Genomic DNA, 24,884 nt, shown 5'->3' with positions numbered 1-24,884 from the left:
CGGACTTCTCTTTTTTGCATCTCTTGTTGCAGAATTACGGAATAATTCGTATTTTTGCGACCAGTTTACATCTAAAAGCAATTCACATGCTCACATTCATCAAGAAATACCCACTGTCTATTCTCTGTATTGCGCTCGTATGGTATCTTTCTATCTGGTTCATGCCGCCCAAGGAAATGGAGTTGCCAAGCATCAACTTTCTGGATAAATGGACCCATTTCGTAATGTATGGCGGCACATGCGCAGTCATTTGGTGGGAATACTTGCGTAGTCACCAAACATTAAATGCCCGCAAGCTGATCTTGTGGGCATGGCTGGCTCCCACCGTGATGGGAGGCGTGATTGAGCTGGTTCAAGCCTATTGCACCACCAACCGCTCAGGCGAATGGCTCGACTTGGCTGCCGATGCAATAGGCGTAATGATGGGTGCTGTTATGGGACTTGTTTACCGATGGTTACATTAGCAGAGCCTGTTACCTCGGCATTGTTACCACCACCATAGACATTACCTGTGATATTAGCGCCCAAAACTCTTTTCTTAGTATAAGTAGGCTTATTATTTGCATCCAAGACAGGATTGCCATCAGCATCGAGGATTGGAAGTGATATCATGTTGATATCTTCGCCCGTAGCCGTACCAATATTTACCTGCGTATTGCCAATCACCTTAGCAGCATTACCACCACCAAAGACATCACCAATAGTACCTATTCGGCCATCAACAGCATAGTCGCCCAGCACCACATTGACATTGACGGTGGGGTTAGCAATCATCACAGCATTGGTACCATAGCCGCCACCATAAATGGTGCCTATGTTGGTAAACGACTTGACATTAACTTCAGGGTCGCCATACAAAGGCGAAGAAGCAGTTTCAATCAGAGATCCGTCCTCGTTATAGCCATAAACAGAATAGCCTGCCTCGTTGCCACCACCATACAGTTCGCCAATGACAACAGGCCTACAGCCAGTTTCCTCAATGTTAATAGTAATCTTACCACGGATGGTTCCACTGATATTGTTACCGCCAAACACGCGATTGAAGTTACCGTTGGTAATCGTCAACGTCACATCGTCGAAGACATCAGCTGCCTGAGCACCACCATAGACCTCGGTCAGACCAGGGATACATGCCATAATCAGTTTAGCCTCTGCATCCATCGGTGCACTCTTACCGCCACCATAAGCCTCGTCAACATGGAAAACACAGAGAGGTATGCCATTATTGTCAACCTCTTCAAGAACCGTCAAAGCTACTATACGCACATTACCCTTCGTATTGGATCCACCAAAGACACGATGAATAGTGCCACCTTTGACATTAACAACAGCCTCACCACTGCCATAGGAGTAGCGGGCAATGAAATCGGCATTTGTCGCTCTTTCCTCCTTTGTATCCCATCGTTCATCATTCTCAACATCGGAGTAGTCCAGGAAACCGACATTAGCGCCTGGGTTCTTTTTCTTTATGTTGTTAACGACGATACTATCCTTTCCGTTACCGCCTCCAAACAGTTCGCCAATCTCGAAAGTTCCATTGACTTCCACATTCGTAGCTGGTGTTGAGGCTGCATTGCCACCGCCATAGACCTGTCCAATACTGGTGCGGTCGCAACCATCAATGATCACATGGGTAGAACCATTAGCTAAATCCAATGGCATATAAGCTGCCATGTTACCACCACCATAGACAGCTTTAACATCGAATGACTCCAGCACAAAATTGCCATCGGCACTCTTGGTACCAGGTACTTTAGCCGTCTGCGGACCTTCCGCAGGATTGGTGATACGTGTCTGTCCTGCACGTTGAGTCTTATAGACATGCACCAAGACATCGCCCTGAGGAGAGCTATTCACATTATTACAACCAAAGATAAAGCCCTTCACAGCGCAACCGCGAGCATCGTCTGCCACATTTTCATTCAGTTTCACTGTGACATTCTTTGAAACACCCAGGCTATCGTTTTCAGTTGTTCCCATACAGCCACCATAGACATTTTGTTCGATAGTGCCTCCCGTGAGATTGACGGTAATCACGCCATGGTCATCGCCGCTCTGCATCTTTCCATAGTCAGGATTATTCACTTCCTCGCCAGATGAAGGATCAATGATTTTTGCCATAGCGAAATAGGTTCCGACAGAAGCAATACGACCACCACCATAGACAGAGCCAAGTATCGTACCTTCCTGAACATTCAAAATCGCATTACCTCCAACAACACCGGAAGTCAAAGCCATAGAAGAGCCCTGTCCACCACCAAATATATTACCATCATAGCCCGTAGTACCTACCGTACCTATCACCGTAGCAATATCATTATCTGCCTGGCGAATCGTTGTCACTGCATTGTTCAACACGTGACCATCCTCACCACCACCATAGACTGAGCCATAGACCTTGCCACCGAGTACGTTGACAGACGTCGAGGCCACATTGGTACTGGTATTAAAGAAGATACGTTTGTCGCCCATGCCTCCACCATAGATATGGCCTACAGCAGGATTGGCAACAATATCGGCAGCACTGCGTGGTACACCTACAGTACCATCCGTCATTAGAATCGTGGCAGAGCCAAGAATGTCGGCCATCTCACAACCGCCATAAACATTGTTCAGTACATGACCGCCACTGATGGTCACACTCGCATTTCCTTCCACACGACCGGCAGAGCGGAGCCATTTGCCTGGTGCATAAGGATAATAGCCAGAACCACCGGCAAACACGTTACCATAGAACGTATGGCCATCGGTGGCACTGGGATAGCCGCCACGAGCCGAGGGTCCATCCTCGTCGGCAGGCATCTCTGGATAGTTACCACTTGCATCAGCATATTGGTCGTGAGGACGGCCATTATGCTCGAAAGGCCAGTGGTCTGTGGGTGCCAATGTCTCAGCATCCCAATCTGAATAAGCCCTATCGGTGCCCACTCCACAACCAATCTGTCCGCCTGCGATAATCACATTGGTATTTCCCAACACATGACCACTCTCACTACCACCATAGATAGAACCCGTTACTAAGGCCTGATCACTGATGGTGAGTTGTGTCATATTGAAATAGCATGCCACCTCTAGGTTCGGGTATAAAGCAGGATCGTGCATTTCGCCTCGTCCAGCACCAAACACATGCCCAAAGTCATCAGGACCGCCCTCGGCTGTCATGGTGGCCCCCGTGGCCCCAATCAGGCCACCACTGATCGTCACCTGACAAAGGCCGCCCGACAAGCATTCGTAGGGTTTGCCCAGCGGCAGTGTAGCAGCGGGATGGGCCGTGTTATAAGCCTCATCGACAAAGGCATACTTACCCACCGTACCCATGGCGCCACCACCATAGACATTGTGAGCCACATGGCCGCCAAAGATCTGCACGTGAGTGTTGCCCCACACCTGACCCGACATGGGGTTATAGTAGTATTTTCCGCCTTTGACATACGTATCGGTGCCGCAGCCGCCACCATAAACATTACCACGGTAGGGATGGCGCGGACCACCATTGACATTACGGTCCAGGACGCCTATCAGTCCACTGTATATCTTCATGTCGGTATCGGCAAACGTGTGACCATTCTCGCCACTGCCATAGACCGAGCCCGCAATGACAGGTCCGGTAGCAGAACCAGAGGTACCGATGGTGACATGCGTCTCATAGACCCATGCCATCTGGTCGTAGGGATCCACGCCGTCGTCGCCGGGTACAGACACATCACCACGCGAAGCGCCAGACACCATACCATTGTTCAGACCCGTGGTACCAATCTGACCGCCCAGGATCGTCACATGGCATACGCCCGTGTTGTTGGTATGAAGCGCCGTTGGCAGACCTGTCTCGTTACTGTAGGTAAAGTCACCCACAGAACCAATGGCGCCACCGCCATAGATATTATGATGAATCATGGGCGAACCGCTGATAACAATATGCGTATTACCATTTACCAATCCAGCCAACTTATCTTCTACCTTTCCTTTTCCGCCACCATACACGTTGCCATAGATTGCACCGCCTAAGCCCTGTGCGCCGATGGTACCACCTTTTACAGACACATAAGTATCGCCAACAACGTCCGACTCTTCTCCGCCGCCAAACACGCTCTTAGCCACCGACATCACCTTGTCATTAGAGACTGTTGTGTTACCATCTATGGTCAGGGTTACATCACCCGTGACAGCGCCAAGGCTTGTTAGATCCACCGGCGTGAAGAGGATATGATTGGTTTTGTCAATAGCCGTCTCTACAGAATTAACCACATCACGGTGTTGCCAAGTGTAGGTCACTGTTGAAGGAAGCACAGCATCCAGATAGGCACCCAGATTCTCGTCGTAATACGGTTCTGTTTGGAAATTATTATTCATCACCGCTACAGGTGGCAGACTGGCCGAGTAACCAGCTCCAAACACATGTCCCTCAACAACACAGTTGGTGAGTGTTGACTTTACCGGTCCAGCCACCATACCAAGATTACCACCTCCATAGAAGTTACCCACACACTGGCTGAAGAGATTGAGTGTGCCAAGCGGGCTTGTTGTAATCGTACAATCCTTTAATTTCGATGTAACATCGTGAGTGGTAGCCAGCGAGAAGCTGACATAGTCAACAAACAGACGGGCCACGTTCTTCGTGTTGTCAGACATGGGGATAAACTGATAGTCGATGCGCGACTCCACGCCAGAGGCGTTGTATCTGTATTGTATGCCATTATTACCAGAAGCCCAGGCATTCCAGTCGATGTTGGACACCTTGTTCTGGTTCTGAGGATAACGGCGGTTATAAGAGTTGCCGCCATAGCCAGCGCCGAAGAAGGTGCGGAAGATGCAGTTGGAGGCATTGGTAGCCACCTTCTTATTACTGTTCATATCGCCAAACTTCGGACCGCCACAGAACTGATCCACACGACTGTTGGTGATGACCGTCACGATGTTGCCCTCGGCAATATGGGCTGCATTGATACCACCGCCATAGAACTCGTTGATATCGGCATTATCTATCTGCCACACGATGTTGCCCGTATCGTCGGCACCACCAGCTGCGCCAATGCCCTGCATGCCCGTACCGGCCACCTTGTCGAAACGGCCACCATTGATATAGCATTCGGCATTATCGGCATATTTATTACTAGGACTATTATAGTAACCCGTCAGGTAGAAGATGTCATAATCGCCACCAGTGACAGAGATGGGTGGATGCGGACTGACGAATTCCTCTTGTGTCTTGTCTTGATGCACACCAATATGGAATTCCTTAAACCACACATTGCTGCCCACATGGTAGTAGGTCACAGACTTTGCTTCTTTATTGTATACCTCTGCACCACCAACGGTCACCCACTGTTCTATCACTCCACCCAGAAGAATCATCGGGCTTTCCGCTCTGTCAGTATTCGCTACATTTGAGTTAACATAGTCATATTCCAACTGCGTGACACGGAAAAGCCCCGTGTTGGTACATTCAAACCAGCCGTAGGGCTGCATGATACCCAGGTTGTAAGTTCCAGTACCACCGAAGGACTTTTGAGCCATGCCAAGACCTATCACATTCAGAAAGTCGATTCTGACGGGATGCACCCTTTTACGACTGTCAAACCGGAGAATATATGAATAGTCTGGCTCGTTGTCCTTATCCAAGTCTATAGACATGATTGTAAATGACTTATTTTTAGTCTCATCCGAAAGTTTCAGACTATGCACATTGCCCACCAGCACGATGGCATTATCGTAAACAGAGCCAGATGGTGCCAGTGCTGTGACAGCTGCTTGCATCGTTGTATAGACGTTCTGACTGCTACCATTGAAATCATATGCAATGGCATTTGTATAACGAGCGCCATCACCTATCGTTGTCACATAAGCAGGCGTACCGTTATTCATACTCTGATTATACACCACGTCGAGGTATTCATCTGATACATACACACACTTAGCCCAATAGGGTTCTATGGTGATTGATGACACGCCCTCTGGCACATCGAAGTAGGCGCCCTGACTAAACACGCGCTCACCTTCACTATACAAGTCCTTGTCGGTGCTCTTGCGATCAGCAAAGTTATAAGGTGTTGTCAGCGTGATATCACCATCCTCGTCAACCGTTGCCGTTGCGTCCGAACCAGTAGAGAAACCATGTGTTCCCCCACTGATGCTTACAATTTTCCATCCCGTCACCACCTTATTGCCTGTATAGTTCTTCGTGCCCACATCATTATAATAAGGCAACTGAACCTTATAATAGTTGAAATTAAAGTGTGCAGGATCCTTATCCGTGATGTTTGGTGTGACCGATGTCACCTCAATGTTAGCACCAGCCGGTGCACCACTCGATGCATTCTGGATTTTGATGGTCAGCTCACCAAACTTACGTCCTTGGTTATATTGTGTCTTCTTTGTAGCAGCATCGCTGGCAAAAGCCTCGGCATGGTCTGCGTCGATATTAACCACTGAAGAATACTTGCCTGGTGTTTTAAGAATAGGATATGGCGTCGTACTACCTATCTGCGAAGGTTCTAACACCCATTTCTTCATCTCGTTCACGTTTTCTTCACTGCCTGTTGCCCACCATGCAGCCAGTGCTCTGTTACTGTTGAGCAAATGACGGTAGAACTCAAAGCGCTGCAAGAAGCGTGTTTCGGCAGAAAGAGCACAGTTGTAAACATCAATCTGCCTGTTTTGAACATAGGAGGCGCCTGCCCAGAAATAGTTAAAGTTGCTAACCCCCGCCTGATCGCTTCTGTTAGTGATAATACTACCATTGTAGATAGGGGCCTTTGAAGAGCCACTGACCTCACCATAGAACATGCAGTTCATCACCATAGTCTTGAGATTGTTTGATTTCGTGGCAACATTATTATATCCCACGATACCACCCACATAACTACCTCCAGAAACATGGGCATAACTAAAACAGTTGATGACACGTGCACTACCATCGAGCAGGCCCACAATGCCACCTACATAGTTGCTACCACTGATGGTACTGCTACAGTTCGTCAGCGTGTTATAGCCATCTTTGTCCGTTTCCACCGTACTATTAGTTGCCAGCACACCACAGTTGTAGATGCGAGTACTGCCCGTAGCCTCGCCACATATAGCGCCCACGTTCGTTCCACCACTGATGCTGACGTTGTCTATAATAACATTCTTGATGATGGCGCCATCGGCATAGGCAACCAAAGGACGATCAAGCCCCGACAACACAATCATATCACCATCGATCGTTCCTCTGAAAGGATCAGCAGAGGTTCCTATAGAGGCCGTCGAGGTGAAATCAGCTGCCAGGATATAATTTCCCGTCATATCCGTAATATCGCTGGAAGAAGACACCTCCGTAGGCGGCAAGAGAACGGTTTCATCGGAGGTCACGTAACCAGGTCTCGTAGCTATGGCCCTGATTTCAGAGCCATTTTCTTTTGTTATCGGTCCAGTGTATAATGGTGATGAAGACGTGGCAGGATCACCATTCGTTGTATAGTGGATCTCCACGTCCTCACTAGGGCATGTCATCACAATCTTGTTTCCTAAAATACTGAACACCGGTCTTTCGCAGACGGGCAGTTCATAGACTTTAACATACGTAGGATAAGAATCGCTTGCAGCCTTGGCAATGGCCTTGATGACTGTTAAGTTGTCCGTCTGACTGACATTGACTGAGGTAGTGCCAGAACCAGTATATGCCGACAAGGTAGGTGTGCTACCATCGGTTGTATAATAGATGGCGGCACCTGTCGCTGCGGTAATGGTAAAAGTGCCGTCGTAATTATTCGTAATGGTAGGAGCCACAATCGTTATGGCCGACTCGAAATACCAGCGGGCTGCAGCCTCATCCGTCCAATAGCCGACACCACCACCAATGTTGACGGTTCCAGAAGGGGTGTCAATGGTTCGATAATTAGTGAGTTCGGTGCCTTCTCTGTTACCACCGGCAGGGTCAAGATAGGTCTCCGTCTTCTTGTTGACGACATCATTCATATCCTTATGTCTGATGTTAAAGGGGCCGGTGGCACTGCCGTTGGGTTTGATTTCAAACAGATGATTATTGCCGGGTGTCGTGACTGTTTCGAGGTGTACCCTCAAACGACCTACGGAATTTTCCGTAGAGCTTTCGTAGGCGGGGTTGGCCGTCAGATACTTGCCGTCGGAGATATGGATGATATGGTAGTAGTCGCCCGCTTTCTCCACCATCCAGCAACTGTTTTCCACCTGTCCAGTCTTTGCCGTTGTCAGATGTGGCTGTCCCGTAGTGTAGTCCGCGTTTGTAGCAGGTACCAGATAGAAATTATTGGCAGGAGTGCCTGCATTGTAACCATTGCCATTGGCAATATAATATACACCAGAATAGTCTGTCTGTGCCCACGCAGCGGCACTGCCGAGTGCCAGCATCGCCAAGGCAACAACCAATTTGTTGATCACTTGTTTCGTGTAATCGTATATCTTTATCATAGCTCTATCTTACTACTAATTTCTTCTGATATCTGCCACCGTCGGCATTCAACATATAGATACCTCCCACTCCGACACGGGTGCTGATGGTCTCACCGGGCTGTATGGTGAACGAGCCAACCTTCACGCCGGCAGTATTCACGATGTGCACATCGGCAGCACGACGCAGCGTTGAAGTGACCTCTATCGCATGGCGACGCAGACGGAACTGCAGGTCGCCCTCGCCCAGCTCCTCTTCAGATGGCTTCTGCTCATCGAAGGCGAACGAGGTGTCTTTGCCTACGAACAGGATGGACTGCACTTGGCGACGCGATGACGAAGGACTGGCCACGAAATACGGACGGAATGGCGTTGCAGCCAGACCGCCAACGGGCGTCACATCAAAGCTACGTCCCTCGGCATTCATGAGGTAGCCATTCGTCACTTTACTCATATAGTTGGGCACGAAGGCATAGCCATCGGCAGGCACGCTGTTCAGCTCATCATCACTGACGCCAATGGTGATGGCCGGTTCGGAAACGAAACTGATGACCTGCTTGTCGAGTCGTGCGGGGGCCACGCTGGCAGTGTTCTGCGCGGTCCATTCGCCACTGAGGTCAAACTCATAGTAGGTCTTGCCCGGGAAGCCTATCAGATAAGGCTTTGCCGTGGTCAGCAGCGGATAGTCTGAGAACTCACGTCCGTTCTCATAGTAGGTCTGGTAGGTGTCGTTGTTGGCATCCTTCTGCGCGTTCTTACTGTAATAGTAATCCCACAGGAAGGTGTTGTCCACCTGCTTGTCGTCGCCCGTGGCCTGCGGATAACTGAAGACCGCTGTGAATACCTGCTCGTCCTCGGCCGACTTGCCCTGATACTCGCGCAGCCAGTACTCGTGACCAATCTTTGCGCCGTTTGTCTCAGCCGTACGACTACCACTATAGAAGTGTGTTATCTCACCCTTATCCTGCGTAGATACCAGTTCGGCGGTGAAAGGCAGACTGACGGTTTCCCATCCCTTGTTGATGTCCACATAGAGGTCTGGCGTACGTTGATGCCACATGCGTTTTCCAGAGGCGAACGTATAGCTCAACGGACAGTTGAAATCGCGCTTATCTACCAGGAGGTGGTCAGTGATGGCCGTGAGGTTGCTCTGCACCAAGTGGCCATGAACCATAGAGGTAGGTGCCGTGCGCACGCGGCGATAGTCATCGTCCACGTCATAATCTGCATAGACAGGATCCACGAAGTAGCTGGTCAGCACTTCGTTTGTCTTGGCATTCAGTTCGGCAGAAGGTGCATAGACCAGCAGGTTGGTGGTCTCGCCCTCGTTCGTGATACTCAGCAGTCCATCGGCATCGTCCAGCATAGGTGGATAGAAGGAGGCTGGCGTAGCAGCACCTGTGGTGCCCAGTGCCCACGTGTTGTCGTTATGACCGGCAAAGTCAACGGCCGTCATATTCGGATAGGCCGGTTTCAGGTCTGTGTCTGTTATCGACTTAGGTGCAGACTTGGCAGCCAGCACAGCCGAGAGATTAAAGTGAACCTTGTCCATGACACTGCTTTGGTAGTAGGCAGGTGCACGATAGACGCGGTTGCCGGCACCGCTCAGCGACAGGCGGTTGCCATTCTTGATGATATGCACAGGCGTGTCATCGTGCGGACGTGACAGGTTGTAGCCATAGGTCAGCGTCTGTCCGAAGAAGAGGTAGTCATCGGGCCATATAGGTGCATAGGCAGCGCTGCTGTTTTCCATGCGCATACGGGCATCGGACGTCTCTGGTATGTAACCATCCGCATAGATAAAGTCACCATCCTCAAAACGGCTCTCCACATAGCCCACATCGCCATAACGGGCATCGGGCGTGGTGGGATAATAGCCTGTGAGCATCTGCTCAGACAGTTCATCATTCTCGGACTTCAGGTAGCGGTATGCCTTTCCGCCAGTGAGCTGCTGGTCATAATAGCGCTTGTTCAGGTAGAAGCCGTTCAGGTTGTAGGCCACCGTACCATTATAGAATGCCTGTGCAGACATAGGCGTAGCCACACCATGGGTGTTGGCCGTGGTCTTGTAGTTCTTGCCGGCTTGGTAATAGCTGTTGACCAGCTGGCGGGTTGTTGGTTCCTCGTCGCTAGGATTACCGAATACGGCATAGACCGAACCGTCGGGTGTTCCCGTGGTGTTGATCCAACAGTTCTCTACATAGCCATCACCAGTATCCACGACACCTGCCGACGAGAACGAGCCCGTCACGCCGAGGTTATAGACACTGCCGCAGAGTTTGCCAAACAGCGAGTTGTTCAGTCCGCTGACGGTATAGCCATCGCCATGCAGATTTCCGGCAAAGCACTGTTCTTCGCCGCCAATAGGTGTCCAGTCAGTGTAGGCCTTTGGTGCCACATCACCTTTCAGAATGAACTCCAGGTTGGCACCACCCTTCACATGACTGTCGAGCAGCGCATGTCCTGCCGTAGCACCCGTAGCAGCCTCTGTCGTCTGCAGACTCAGGTCGTAGAAATCTTTCAGCAGGTCGAGTTTGCTCTTGCCAGCATCCGACGTGCAGGTTCGACCGTCGATATATATCTTCGAGTTGCGGCTCACATCGGGATGATCCACATACAGATGATGCTCCTTGTCGGCCATCACCTCGTCCAAATCATGATAGTTAGCCACCGTCACTGGCACATAGTTGGAATAGGTCTTGCCCAGATAGGTCTTCGAATAGAACGCCAGCCATGCCTTCTGGTCCTGATACCAGTAGAGCGGAGTTCCGTTGTTCTTAAATGACACGCCATTGCGGCGCAACATCGCATCATGTTCGTCTGTGAACATCTCCCAACCGCTGGTCAGCACCTCGTAAAGACCGGGGTTCACCGTGGGTGCCTTCAGACCGAGCTTGGTGCCGGGCAACACGGCTGGTGGTGCATTCAGGAAGCCAATCTCTGGTGCGCCGCTCTCCAGTTGCAGATGGATGTTCAGCACATGGAGCTCGTTGACCAGACTCATACCTTCGCCCTCTTCATCAGGTTCGTAGTAGGTGTACTGATAAACGGCCGTCAGAATTTTCTCTGATGTCACATCCCTGGCTGTTGATTCGCGCGACACAAAGAGTGTTGTCGTCTCGGTTGGCTCAGAACCACGTATTGAGAAAAGCTTCTGGTAGTTAGGAATCGTGGCAAAGACACTGGCAGAGATTACCGAACCCTTTTGTCCTGCAGTACCGCGCTCTGTCGTGAACGAAGCAGAAGGCGTATAAGTCTCGTAGCAATAGAACACCGTGTTTGCCATGCCCTCCTTCTGGAAGGTAACAGAATCCACCTTGGCACGGTTGACAGCCGACAGCAACTTAAAGTCTTTCTCACTGATTTCCTGTCCCTTTGCATAAGGTGTACCATTGTCTATCAACGACTCGTTGACAATAAATATCTTCTGTTCGCCAGACCCTGCGGGCACCACAATGCTTGAATAGTGCAGTTGATCGTTTCTAACTTCCTCGTACTCCTCACGCGTCAGTTTGTTGCCCGATGCAATCGTGTGTTCCACGTTGTCATTATCATAATAAGTCAGAGTGCCAGGGCCGTCGTAAATGGCATCATACTCTACCGCCTTCACATCGCTATACGGACTCTTATAATAAACATCCGTGAAGCCCTCGCCATGATAGTCTGGGTCAATCAGCAAATCAAGGGCATCATAGTTGAAATCGAAATTCTCACGTGCATCTGTCAGCGAGCACCACGACTTGATGGCGCTATAATTCTCGCCTGCCTCGTAGTACTGACCGCCATAGAGGCCATCGCTCTTGACATAGTAGGCTTCAGACAGATGAGCCTTCACATACTCCAGCGCCTCCGCATTGGTGACAGAGTCGGCATTAATCCTGCTGTTGTTGTACACCTTGTATTTCCGAGCCAGTTCTTCCAGGCTTTCGTCGGTTCCGGATACCAGCTCTCCGTGCAGGATGTACGACTCTTCGCCAATCTGGAAAGTGTTGATGCAGACCATAGCAGGCTCAAATTTCGACTTATCATCCAGCGCATCGTAAGCTTCCTGACCGATTGCATTACCTTTCTGGGTGTTTGCGAAATCTTCCAATGCCACATAAGCTGGCTCCACAACAGCCTGTCCTGTGGGTGGCTGCGGCATACGCACCACCGTAGAGACATAGTCGTCATGAGCTTCCTTCGTGATCACATCGCCCACCTCATACTCACGCTGACCATACAGACCTGAGGCTCCCGTCAACGTGTATGTAGGACCCTCTATATAGCCAGACTTATCAGGCAGTGCCTTATAGGCATCCTTTCGTATCTTGTCGCCGTCAGCGTCCATCAGCGGACTATACCAGTCGTTCCAATCCTTCGGGCTGTCCATCTTCACGGTGAGCACATAGCCCGTGTCATGGCCAATATTGTTCGACGAGTGGAACAACATGTTTAGGTCTGTCACCTCCTCACCGAGTGCATTGCACACCGTGTGGTTTCCAGACACAAAGTTTTGCCAGGCCGTTGTGCTATGAAGGGTGGCATCATCTTCAAGAACGAATGCACCTGCAGAATAAGGCGTGCCATCAATGATACAAGAGTCCACGTTGACGCGGGTTTCCTTGACAAAGTATCTCTGTTCATTATCCGGCAGCTGGTGCCAGTCCCACCACGAAATGACGTCGTTCAGGTAGTACGTCATACTCTCGTTTTCCACTTTCACACCGTCAGGTGTTATCTTCTCCGTCCGCTCATCGTTAGCATAGTAAGCATAGAGGCTGGGCTGGATGTTCATCAGTCTGAGTCGTCCGTTAGAGCAAGCAGTGATGGTCAGAGGTATCTTCACCTCCTTTGAGTAGGCTGAAGCAGAGCCGACATAGGCCGATACCACCTGGTCGTAAATATACACCTCACCCTTGATGTACCAATAGTGTGCCGGCGAGGCCACGTAGCCATCGTCATAGACACCGTTGTTCGGGTAACAGTCATCCACGATACGCTTTGCCCTATGGATAAAGTTGCCGCTGGTCTGGTGGTCCAACAGCACCGTTGGACTATATATAAAAATCTTATTGGTCAGCGCCTCATCGCCATTCTTCATATTATAGACAGACAGCAGAGTGTTCTCATGAGATATCTCACTGCGCTCACCATGTTCATTGCGTGCATAGACATAGCCACCACCCTCAATGTCCTTCTTCACATTAATCAGGTCCAGTTCAATCACACCTGTAATATCGCCATATATCTTGTTTTTCGGTGTACTCCGCTCCGAGGTCAGTTCCAGATACACACCAGATGCCAATGCCATCTGATTAATAGAAGTACCATTATTACGGTCGCGTTTGTCTATGTGACTTGTCTTCCAGCTATAATAGGTTTCAGTGTCGTCAGTCTTGGCATTACCGTGCTCCACATATCTGTAAGGATCGCTAAAGTGCACATCGCTCGTCAAGCCTCCCAGATAGTTCACCACGCTATAGATACCGAAGTAGTTGCCATGAAGTGCATTCTCTGCATTCAGATAGTCATCAGGTGACTGGTCGCTCACATTCAGCGCTGGCACAGCACCAGGCTTCAGCGCCAGGTCTTCGGCAATCACCGAGTGTTTCTGATTCAGCGAGAGCTCGCCAACACGGTTGATGGTGTACTCCGTTGCATCGCCCACGTCAGCCACACGGTCCTTGGCACCCTGCAAAACCAATCGACTGCCAAATACGCCACAGAAGTCTGCACGCTGGATGGTGTTCAACAATCGTCCGGCATAGATAGAACAGAAGCCATACTGCATCCAGTATTCCGGAATCTTATAGGCAGCGGGCAAAGCATTATACTCCTCCTCACTGATACGATCGGTTACGTGGTAAGACTTACCACCAATCACCACATCCTGCTGACACTGGTATTCCAGTCTGAAGTAAGCACGCTCACGGTTGGTCAGCTTCTGATAGTCTTCCAACGAGATTTGCTGGTCCAGTCCGTAGTAGTCCGTACCATAGTTCGTGATGTTCAGTTCGCGATAGCCACCCACCAACGACAGGTTACCACCACCATAGAGACCACCCGTATGCTCTGTGCCCACGGTGATATAGTCATGGTGGTACACATCGTTGAGTGTTGCCGTGGTATTACCGAATACTGTGGTTGCATTGTTATAGCTCTCACTGTTAGACGACACGTTACCACCAGCAAACACAGCATTATGGATATGCACACCGCGCTCCACCCGGTCGTCGGCTGTCAGTCCGTCGCCTGTATAGAGGTTGGCCCATCTGCTGTCTTCCTTATCGGCAGGCAGAGTGTTCAGATAGTCGGTAGGCACATAGTCATAAGGACCGTAAACCTTTCCCTGGAACGTCACCGGTGTGCCGTTCTTTCTGATTTGCAGCTGTGGCGAAACCACCACCTTACAGTCTTCTGTCAGGTGTCCTTCGCTGTCGTAGTAGTAGTAATGGTTAGGCGAGCCCGTACCAATCTTTCGGCTGTTCTCGCTGAAGTAACCACGACCATAGACATAGCCCACATCGCCACCGCCAAACACGTTACCATAGCCAGACGCCAGTCCTTCGTCGGTACCGATTTCACCACCATACACGTTCACTGCAGTCTGTCCGAACACGTAGCCGTCGGTATAGAAACCGTGAATACCGCCATATCCCAGAATGTTATAGCCCTTACCGCCACCGAACACGTTGCGCTTCACATGACCGTTATAGAGTGTTACATTGGTGCCGCCATACAGATAGATGCTGTCCAGTTCACGAATCTTGTTGTCCACATCGCTTTCGTGCACCTTACCGCGTCCGATGGTAGCAATCTCACCACCGCCAAACACGCTGTTACGTATCATGCCGCCCCACACGGTGACAAAGCTCGTATCCACACTACTGTTGTCGTCGTAGCCACCGCCAAAGAGGTTACCACAGTCCGACAGTCGATCCTTACCCACGTGGTCGCTCCAGGTCTCATCGTTGACCTTCTCTACGTAAGTACCTCTCTCGGTATCATAGTAATAGCCAATGTAGCCATTGTTCATGGTCAGTGTGGCTCTGCCAATCACCGAACCACCTTCACCGCCGGCATAGGCGTTACGCAAGATGGCTGGCACACCATCATAATAGCCATAATCTTCGGGCAGCGCTTCTGTACGATCCTGGCGGATACCAATCACCACATTTGTCTCTCCGGGAATATTTTCCACGATGGTCTTCTTGCCGTTCTGTGCTGTCTCGCTCCTAGTATAGCCCACGTCACCTTGCCATCCACCGCCATAGACGTTACGAGCCGAACCACCCTCTACGTAAGCAGTGGCACTGGCCGTGAAGGTTCCAGCTTTATAGTAGTCCTGCACAGCACCACTGGTACCGCCGGCATACATATCCTTTATCACATTACCGCCCAACAAGTCGATATAAGTAGAACCGCTGACCACCGCATTCGTACCATAACCACCACCATAGGCGTAGTTAACAACCGTGGCACCCTTGTGGATGTGTACGTTGGTATTGTATTTCTTGCCATCCATACGCACGGCATGCGCCAACGGGCTGTCCAGACCGTCATCGAAGCCATCTGCATTCTCGTAGCCAGGCAGTGAAAGGTCAAGTGTTGGGTCGGTCTCTTTCCACTTTCGCAGCGACTCCATGTTCAGCACCTTACCATTGTTTCCGCCACCATAGACCTCATAGACCTTGGCACCGTTATACAGGTTCACCTCGGTATATTGCGACCAAGTGTCAGAACCGAAACCAGCACCATAGACCGTAGCCAGATAACCATTCTCCTTATCCTTCCACACCGGCACATTGATGTTCACTTGGCCATAGAGGGTACGGTCGGCAGAGTTGTTTCCACCGAAGAGCGCTCCCACACGAGCCTCCTCGCTACAATAGTTCACATGCGCTTCATAGACGTCGCAAGGATAGAGAGGATCGTCACCATAGGCACCACCAAAGATGCTGTCCACGAAAATGGACGAGCCCTGCGGCACATTGACAACCGAACGGCGGGTGACGCCCTCCTCATAGCTGCCACCAAACACGCTCTTCACCTGACCCGTCATCAGGTCGATGATGGCAGAACCACTGTCCGGACGTCCCTCAACGGTGCCCTCAAGTGCATTCGTATAGCCACTCAGTGTCAACGGATTGACACCCATACCAAGACCACAGTTGGCACCGGCACCAAAGATTTCAATATTCTGATATTTCGAAGTGGTCTTTGGTATCTCTACGAGTATATAGCTACGGTTCTGCATGCTGTCCACGCCCAGTCCCTTCAGGTGTCCCTGTCCTGCGCCAAAGACTTTTTTCAGTGAGTTTCTGACATGTACATTAGGACGAAGGTTAACAAACGCGTTGTCCAGACGAGGCTTTGTAAAGCCAGGTTTCGACGCACCATCAGGATAAGTGTACTGACGGTAGTGAGCATCCGTATAGTCATAGTCGCCATAGCAACCACCAAAAAGGTGGCTCACATTTCCCTGAATATACTCCACATAGGCAGAGGCATTCGTCACGTCGGGCACGTCTGCAGAATCTGGGTTATGCACCATGTCAACCACATCATCGTTGATACGGTTCATAAAGTTACCCTTGTTCAGGATGCGTCCACCCAGGTCATTACCACCATACGCATGGTCACGCACCCAAGGGAATCCCAACACATCATGACCATCGGCATCCGTGCCATTACGTCCGATATACATCTCCGTATGTCCGTAGATGTCGGCATTACAACTACCTGCAAAGGCGTTGAACACACGACCATTACCCAGGTTTACAACCACATTGCCGGCGATGGGCGCCTCAAACGAGCCGCCATAGATAAACTCAGCCTCAGCCATTTCGTCGTCGTCCTCGACATGACCTCGGTGTACACCTTCCACAGAACCTTTCAGGTTGACATAGCAACTATTCTCCGGGTGATAGGAATAGACCAGCTTCCAGGCCTCAGGGTCGAAATAGTCTGCATTTCCCACCGGACCATTCTCGCCACCGCCAAAGACCTGGAACACATAACCCTTGTTAATATTGACCGTCGTGCTGCCCCATATCTCCGACTCGTGTCCATAGCCGCCTCCAAACACGTTCAGTGCCTGACCCAGCACATCCATGCCCTGCTCATCGAGGATCACACCCGAGCGGCGCTCTGTCACATGATAGTCGCTGTTACCATAAAGGATAGCTTCACCCTCGTTCTGTTCCACCTGGTCGAAGATGGCAAACTCGCCCTTGCGGTCAACGATAGAAGCATTGATATTGATCGTCACATTACCGTTCACATGACCGGTGTTATAGCATCCACCATAGATATTTCCACCCTTCAGTCGGCGATCATGATCGGCTGCCGTTGTGGTGCCAGGCAGCAAGCCCTCGGAACTGACGTTCTCGCCCGTAGCAGCACTGATGGTGTTCCACTCCAATGCCGTCTTTGTGGCATTCCAGCGCTTGGGCTGAATCTTCAATCCGGCGAAGTTTAGCTCCAGCTTATCGCCATTGGCATCGGCATTGCCCAGCAGTCCGCCCAGGTATTCCGCATTAAAGTCGTCGGTGGCATAGACGTTGGCATTATTACAACCACCTACCACCTTATTATATACTATCACCTTATCCACAAAATCAACGGTCATCTTACCGTCTGTCATGATGCTTCCCACGTTACCACCACAGTAGAACGAACCAAACTGCGTAGTGTAAGGTATATAATCATTGGCATCACCACGTCTTGTATCCTCAAACAGCACGTTAGGCTTAATCTTCATGGCACAGCCTTCCATGTATTTGGCAAACAAAAGCGAGTCCTTCAGATTCATCGAATTGAAGCGTGAACCATCGGGAGTCTTATCGGTACTTGCCATTGTGCGCAGCACGCCCTCGCCACGGCCATGTTCATTGTCAGTCTCTTGATAATTCACCATGTTCTCGCCATTATTGCCCAAGAACACATTGTCGATGGTGACATAGGAACCAATCTTGATATGCGGCTGACGCGTATCAAAGTTGCTTCTGGCCGTCTGTTCACGTAGCGATGCGCTGTTGCCACCCACATAGAGGGCGCCCTCAACAAGTACTGGCTTCTCTGCCGTGCCACGAACCAAGATAGACACCTGTTCAGCATTCGGTCGGAAAAGGTTCAGGGCTTCTGCCGACTGCATCTGCGTGAAGCTGTTGCCTTCCAATCCCAGTATCTCGGCAGGGTTATAGTAGAAATCACCCCATCTGGGATCATTTTTCAGTTTAGGATTGTCTGTATAGGCATACGAGCCATTGCCTCCACCATAGACATTGCCATAGATACGGGTCAGGATACCCACGGTGTTACCACCATAAACGTTGCCCGAGATATCGTTACCGCCATAAACATTAGTCACGTGGCCACCCAGCACACGCACACGCGCTGCATAGCCACCAGGAATATTGTTCGGGTTATCGGTAGGATCCAGCTGTATTTCCGTATAGGGCACAGGATGATTGTCGTCGCCGCCATAGAGGGCACGCACATCGGCCTTGCGGCATCCGCCATAAACATTCTCTACGACCATGCTGTCGCCTTCCACCTGCAGGAGCAAGCCCTCCGGACTTGTCATACGCCCCTCGTTACCACCGCCATAGAGGTTACGTACAGAACCGCGAAGCAGGTTCCATCTGGGTCGTATAGCCATTTCTGCCTTGTTATTACCTCCAAACAGACGTCCTATCTGATATTGCTCACTATGCGGATAGGCGAAGGTCAGGTTGATACCCATTTCATTCTCCAGTCGTTCGTCGGTCATCAGTTCTCCTTCGCCGTCGGCATTGGGGTTTGAAGCGTCCACGATACTGTTGACCACCTTGCTGGGGTTATCCAAACAGATCACCGTACGATTTGTCACGGTGGCATTATTTCCGCCACCATAGACATAGGATACAGAACCGCCAAGCAGTTCCAGATAGGTCTTTCCCAGTTCTGGTTTCTTCAAATGGAAATAGGGATTTGGAGTCTCACCATCTTCCAATCGCATCGAGTTATAGTCATAGTCGCCATTACCACCACCAAAGAGCTGTCCGATATATATCTTCTGAGCATCGGCTGCTTCGTTGACCTTTCCGCCAACGACTTCCGTTTTGGTAGAAAGACGCACAAAGGCATTCCATGTACTATCAATCTTATTCTGTCCGGCACCAGTACCCACCTTCGTCAGTTGCTTAGGGATAGAATCAGACGCGCCGATGATTCCGGCTATGTCATTACCGCCATAGAGGTGGTTAATCAGGATATAGTTTGAAGCGTGCTCGCCATCTACATGTACAAAAGCAGCCCCTTGCACATTGGCCATACGGGCACCGCCATACACTTTGTTGATGTCGCCAGCATAGATAGTGACTGTTGTTGAGCCTTTCGTATCACCCACATTACCGCCACCATAGACGTTGCCGCCAATGGTAATCTGTGCCTGCACTGCCAGTGCAGACATCCAACTCAGTAATATGGTCATTAGCTTTCGCATTTCGTTCGTTTTTTTAGTTTTTCACTCCTTCACAATCGTCGGATCCAGTGCATCAGGATCGGCTAAATAGTAGAGGTAGCTGGGAGCCACCGTCATGGTGAGCGTCGTCTTGGTGCCGTCTTGCATAGACATCAGTCCGGTGATGTCATTCTCTGCTCGACAGTCCTTTCTGACCAGATGGCCCTCTTTGTCGTATATATCATAGAAGCTCACCAACTTCAGTCCTGTCAGGATGGGTGCCACATAAAGGTCGTTCACCACCAGTGGTACGCTGGTACTAAGCGTCTCGCCCTCGGAACTGTTCAGCATGTCTGTCACCTCGACAGCCGTCTCGGTCGTGGTATAGTTGAACAGCGGTTCCAGTCCGTTCCACTGCGTGATGCTCACGTTGACCTTACGTGCTCCAGCAGCTTTCAGTTGTATCTTCTTCACCTTGATAGTACGCAGGATGTCATAATCGCTGCCCACCAGCAGTCGCAGGCTGAGGCTGGCATAGAGGTGTTCCATCAGCAGATTCACCTTGTTGTGGTTCTTGGGTTGACCCTCATACAGGTATCTCCACAGGGTGATATTCTCCGAACTGGACACAGGTTCACCACCTTTGACGCCAGCCAGGAAGCACAGGTCAACAGGTGTCACGGGGTCTAGGTTGTTGATGGTCAGCATTGCGCCTTTGGCATAGCCGTCCGACAAGTAGCTGATAGCCGTTGACGATGCCGCAGTGGCAGGCATAAAGCCATAGAGATACTGGTTCTCGTTAGGCAGCACCCTGACGTTGCTGCGCCATTCCGCCAGGTCGGTGGCATAGCTGAACGAGCCTCTTCGGGCTTCAGTGCCCCGCGTGACATATATCTCGATGGCCTGGTCGGTGGTTGGCACGATGGCCGGTGAGCGTCTCACCATCGACGACAACTGCAGCATTTCGCCGTCGGTTGTGCCCTGTGGGTCGCTGACGTCGTCCATGCTGCAAGCAACCAGCAGCAGTGCTGCCAGTGTGCTCATCGCCATATTCTTCAGAAACATCTTCATTGCCATACACTTGCTTACCAGTTATACACCTCGTGATTTTGATTCACTTCGTTCCAGTCTGTCACAAAGACATCGTTCACCACCAGTCGGTCGGTGGCATTGCCTGCATAGTAACTATACACAATCCACGTGTGATTACGTGAGAAGTCGCCCGCCCTTTCCATCTGGAATGGTGCCTCTTTGAGAACGCCATCGACTATATAGTGGATGGTGCCACTGAGCCGTTTGTCACTCTCGCGCAGGTAGAACGGTCCTGCCTGCAGCAGTTGACCGTCGGCCACAGCCGCATTGACCAGTCGGTCATAGTACGAGGGGGCCATACCCGACAGATATTCGTAGGTCTCCGGATCTTCTATCTTGGGCACCTCTTCGGTGATGGTGGCCAGTGTGGTGGCGTCAGTCACATAGCTGTTGCCCAGGTGATAGTCGTTGCCATCGTCGCTCAGGAACAGATATTCGTCGGCAGGAATCATGTTGTCAGCCAGCTCCACGCGGGTCATCTGGAAGTCAGACAGCGTCATGGCACAGCCAAACAGGAAGCGTACCTTCGACACCATGCGCGTCACGTTGACAATAGCTGGCTGTTGTGCCGTACCAATGCGCAGCACGGGGCTATCGCCATAGACGGGCTGGTCTCTCAGCACGCCCGACATGGGCAGTCCTTCTGCAGGCACCACCGTAGTCAGGACGGTCAGTCCGAAGGGCTGGTCGCCAGTCAGCATCAAAGCGTCATCCAGTTCCTGTCGCGTGGTGGTCTCGTCCAGCTGATGCGTGTGTGCAACATTAGCCAGCACATAGACATCCACGCTGGTGGGGTTCTGAGCAAACTCGTCTGGCACCAGCATCAGGTAGGTGGCACTGCGCTGACTGTTCAGTTGACCAATGGCCGGATTCAGATAGCCCACCAGAGTGCCATCGTTATGAGTAAACACCCATATCTGCACACTGCTGATCTTGTTTTCGGCCTCCGTGGCAGCCACATCACCGATGTAGGCGCGCCGAGGAGCCGACTGCTTGTTGCTCAGTTGTTGGCCTTCTATATATATATTAAGGTATAAAGACGGAGTCACAGGCGCACGCCCTACCTCGTCGCCGCTATCATGAGAACAGCCCACGCCGCCCATTGCCACTGCCAGTAGTAGCAGTAGTGTGCGAATGATGCGATATGTCCCAGCAGTTTGTCTCATGCGGTCTTTCTGTTTATTCAAGTTCTACAATCGTTGGCGTCGCCATCTTCCAGTCGGCGGTCAGCTGTATGCCCACCTCCAGCCGTTCTGTCAGCAGGTCGGGCACCACATTATACGCTTTACGGAGAGAGTTGACGCTGACATTCAGCGTGGTGACATAGTCTTGCGTAATGACACGACGCTGATAGTCGTGTGTGGCACCACCCTCGGGTGCCAAGATACCCAACAGGTAGAAACGGGTACCGGGGTAAACCAGTCCGTTCAGTCCGCGGAAAGTGACGTTGCTGTTGTTTTGGAACTCAGCAATCACGGTCACCTCCTCGTCGTCGGGTGTTTGCAGCAACAGCGTATTACTGTTGGCCGAAGTTGTGCCGCCATAGGGAGGCAGATAAATCACACTGTTATCGGGAGCCACCGGATAGCAGTCGTAAACATAGCGCACATCGACTTCCGATGTGCTGGTGGGTTTGAAGTCGAAGCCCACAGGGCGCTGACTGCCCACAATGATGCCCGTCAGCGGGAAGGTCGTTGCATCAACGGTTATATAACGCCCGTCGGCATCGCTCAGCGACACCGTCAGCGGATTGAGCCTCATCTGCAGACACCCCACAGCATAGTGCACAGGTTCCTTGATGGCCACCGATGTGGTGTTGTTACGCACCACGCCATTGTCGGTCTCGTATCGTGCCAGCACATCGGTCCAGGTGGCCTCGTTCTCATAATAGGTTTTGCGGGTATCCGTCGTAGTGGTCTTAATCTGACTGTTGGCATAGTAGTACAAATCTGCCGGATGCGCATAACGACGAATGCCGGCCACCCTGGCCAGCGTGGTAGTGGTGGTCTGTGGAACGAACTGTCCGTTGGTATAACGCACCACGGCAGCACCGTCGGGCAGTCCGATAGAGGCGGGATAGTTGACAGGCAGACCTACAGCCTTGTTGTCGATAGAGTCGATGATGGCCTGTTGCAGCTTGCGCTCTACGGTCCAGTCGGAATAGGTCAGTGCGGCGATCTTGCTTCGCAGCTCCCTGACATAGGCATTCACGTTGACCGACGAGCCAGCCATGGGCGCAGTGGTCTCCTGCCCCTGATTAATGAAGTTCAGGAAGAAAGCCTGCAACTTAGAATCGGTTGCAGCACTCCACGAATAGGTATGCGCCTCGTGCAGACATTCCGCATGGGCGATGGCCGTCAGATAGCGGGCGATGTCAGCCGCCTCACTGGGCACATCGTTGTTGTCTCGGATAGACTGCAGATTGAAAGAGATGTCGGCGGGATTGCCATCAACAGGGTAGTTGGCTGTCAGTGCACCATAATACTGCTTGTTGGCGAGCGACGCATCTGAAGAACCGGCAGCTCGGGCATAGACCAGAAACGAAGCCACCCCGTTCATCAACTGCATGCCTTCATAGTAGAAGAAGTGTGCGTTGGTCTTGCTATAGTCGCTGCCAGCACTGTAGTCCACCCCAAAAAGTCTGGGCAGGTCGTCCACTTCCACGCGGCCCCGCTTGGAAAAGGGAATGAGGTGTAGCTCTTGCAACCCGCGGAAATGATCATCGGCCTGTACCACACTGGCAGCAGAACGATGTTGGGGTGCTTTGTCCTGGTGCAACTTGGTGAGAGGCGACACTGCGAATGCCAACTGCGCACGGACGGATTGTTCGTCAGTGCGTAGCGACTCGTCGTTTGTGCAGCCGCTCAGGACTGTCAAAACAAGCAAAGGTAAGATCAGACGTAGTCTCTTCTTCCTCATAGGTATTGATTATAGTTCCGAATCATAGTTGCCGCCATCATTCCAGTTCAGCGTGATACTCACACCCACCATACTGTTGGCTGGCGTCACAGCGCCGTCGTCGTTCAACTCGCCCTTGATCACTTTCAGGTCGCCAGCCTTCAGCGGCTCGGGGATGCCAAGCACAGTCTCGGTCACGGTGCCGTCGGTCTTGGTAACATACACCTTAAACTGCCAGAGCGAGGTATCGATAACGCGGCGTGGTGCCCCAGCAGGCACAGCATCGGGCGATGGGAAGTTCACCGAACAGAAGCATAACAGGTCGTTGTCGGTGGCTACTCTCTCTGCCTCGACCAGCACGGGCTTTTCAGGAAAGCGATAGATGCTGTCGCTGATACAGAAGGCATTGGCAAATCCGGTGGCATAGACCTTCATGTCGCGATAGCTCACACCACGAGGGTCGATGACCAGCGTGGCAGCACTGTTGGCCATATACAGTCGGACATTGAATGTCTGATCGATGCCCTCCAGTACCTCCATCGGCAGTCGTGCCGTAAACAGGCCCGTGGTGTGCGAGGTAATCTTCTCGCCATCGGTCTGCTGCAATTTCGACGTGGGGCTAAGCTCATCGTCGTGCAGCGCCACCACAGGGTTGTTCTTAATGTTGGCCACAGCCAGGTGCATGTATTTGCGCATGGGCAGCGTCAGCGTGTAGCTGGTTTGATTGGCATTGATAATGTCCTGTACATGTTCCAGTCGCTCCTGTTCCTCTTCGGTATCGTAGAACGAGAGGTCCACATCGTGGGCGAAGTCGCTGAAGATGTCCTTCAGGTGTGTCTCCAGCGCGCTGGCCACACTCATCTCGGTGATGGTGGTCAGCTGGGTCTTCAGCTCCGTAGTCATGTTGGTGACCAGCTTCAACTGGTAGTCCATCTCGAACTTCTCGCCCTCTTGACAGTCGGACAAATCATCGTCGATGACAGAACACGCCGACAGTGACAATGCTGTGAGCACTGTCACCATCAGCTTTGCGATTGTTCTGTCGAGATACATCATATTAATA

Annotated in this window: 7 protein-coding genes; 1 reads left to right on the top strand and 6 read right to left on the bottom strand. The window is 51.3% G+C overall.

Features of this window, described 5'->3' with window-relative positions; translation table 11 throughout:
• The first annotated feature begins 86 nt into the window (after window positions 1-86).
• A complete protein-coding gene (locus L6472_RS01205) occupies window positions 87-464 on the top strand; it encodes a VanZ family protein (protein ID WP_237806462.1) in 378 nt (125 codons plus the stop codon).
• Here the strand turns inward: L6472_RS01205 and L6472_RS01200 are convergent.
• From L6472_RS01200 to L6472_RS01175, 6 genes are read right to left on the bottom strand one after another with little or no spacing between them, the layout of a single operon-like run.
• Window positions 433-8,424, bottom strand: coding sequence for a chitobiase/beta-hexosaminidase C-terminal domain-containing protein (locus L6472_RS01200; RefSeq protein ID WP_237806460.1), 7,992 nt, complete (start codon window positions 8,422-8,424; stop codon window positions 433-435). The two genes, L6472_RS01205 and L6472_RS01200, sit on opposite strands and share 32 nt — an antisense overlap.
• A gap of 4 nt (window positions 8,425-8,428) precedes the next feature.
• Window positions 8,429-19,861 (bottom strand): hypothetical protein, encoded by an 11,433-nt coding sequence (locus tag L6472_RS01195; protein WP_237806458.1) that lies wholly within the window; start codon window positions 19,859-19,861, stop codon window positions 8,429-8,431.
• A 33-nt stretch (window positions 19,862-19,894) separates the two neighbouring features.
• A complete protein-coding gene (locus L6472_RS01190) occupies window positions 19,895-20,902 on the bottom strand; it encodes a hypothetical protein (RefSeq protein ID WP_237806455.1) in 1,008 nt (335 codons plus the stop codon).
• A gap of 14 nt (window positions 20,903-20,916) precedes the next feature.
• Window positions 20,917-22,089, bottom strand: coding sequence for a fimbrial protein (locus L6472_RS01185; RefSeq protein ID WP_237806453.1), 1,173 nt, complete (start codon window positions 22,087-22,089; stop codon window positions 20,917-20,919).
• Between the two features lie 13 nt (window positions 22,090-22,102).
• Entirely contained in the window at window positions 22,103-23,842 is a 1,740-nt protein-coding gene (locus tag L6472_RS01180; protein WP_237806451.1) for a hypothetical protein, read from the bottom strand.
• Between the two features lie 9 nt (window positions 23,843-23,851).
• Entirely contained in the window at window positions 23,852-24,877 is a 1,026-nt protein-coding gene (locus L6472_RS01175; protein WP_237806450.1) for a hypothetical protein, read from the bottom strand.
• Between the last annotated feature and the right edge of the window lie 7 nt (window positions 24,878-24,884).

The sequence above is a fragment of the Prevotella sp. E13-17 genome (assembly GCF_022024035.1).
GTDB lineage: Bacteria > Bacteroidota > Bacteroidia > Bacteroidales > Bacteroidaceae > Prevotella.
The sequence above is the reverse complement of the archived record's forward strand: the minus strand, read 5'-3'. Positions and strand labels throughout refer to the sequence as shown.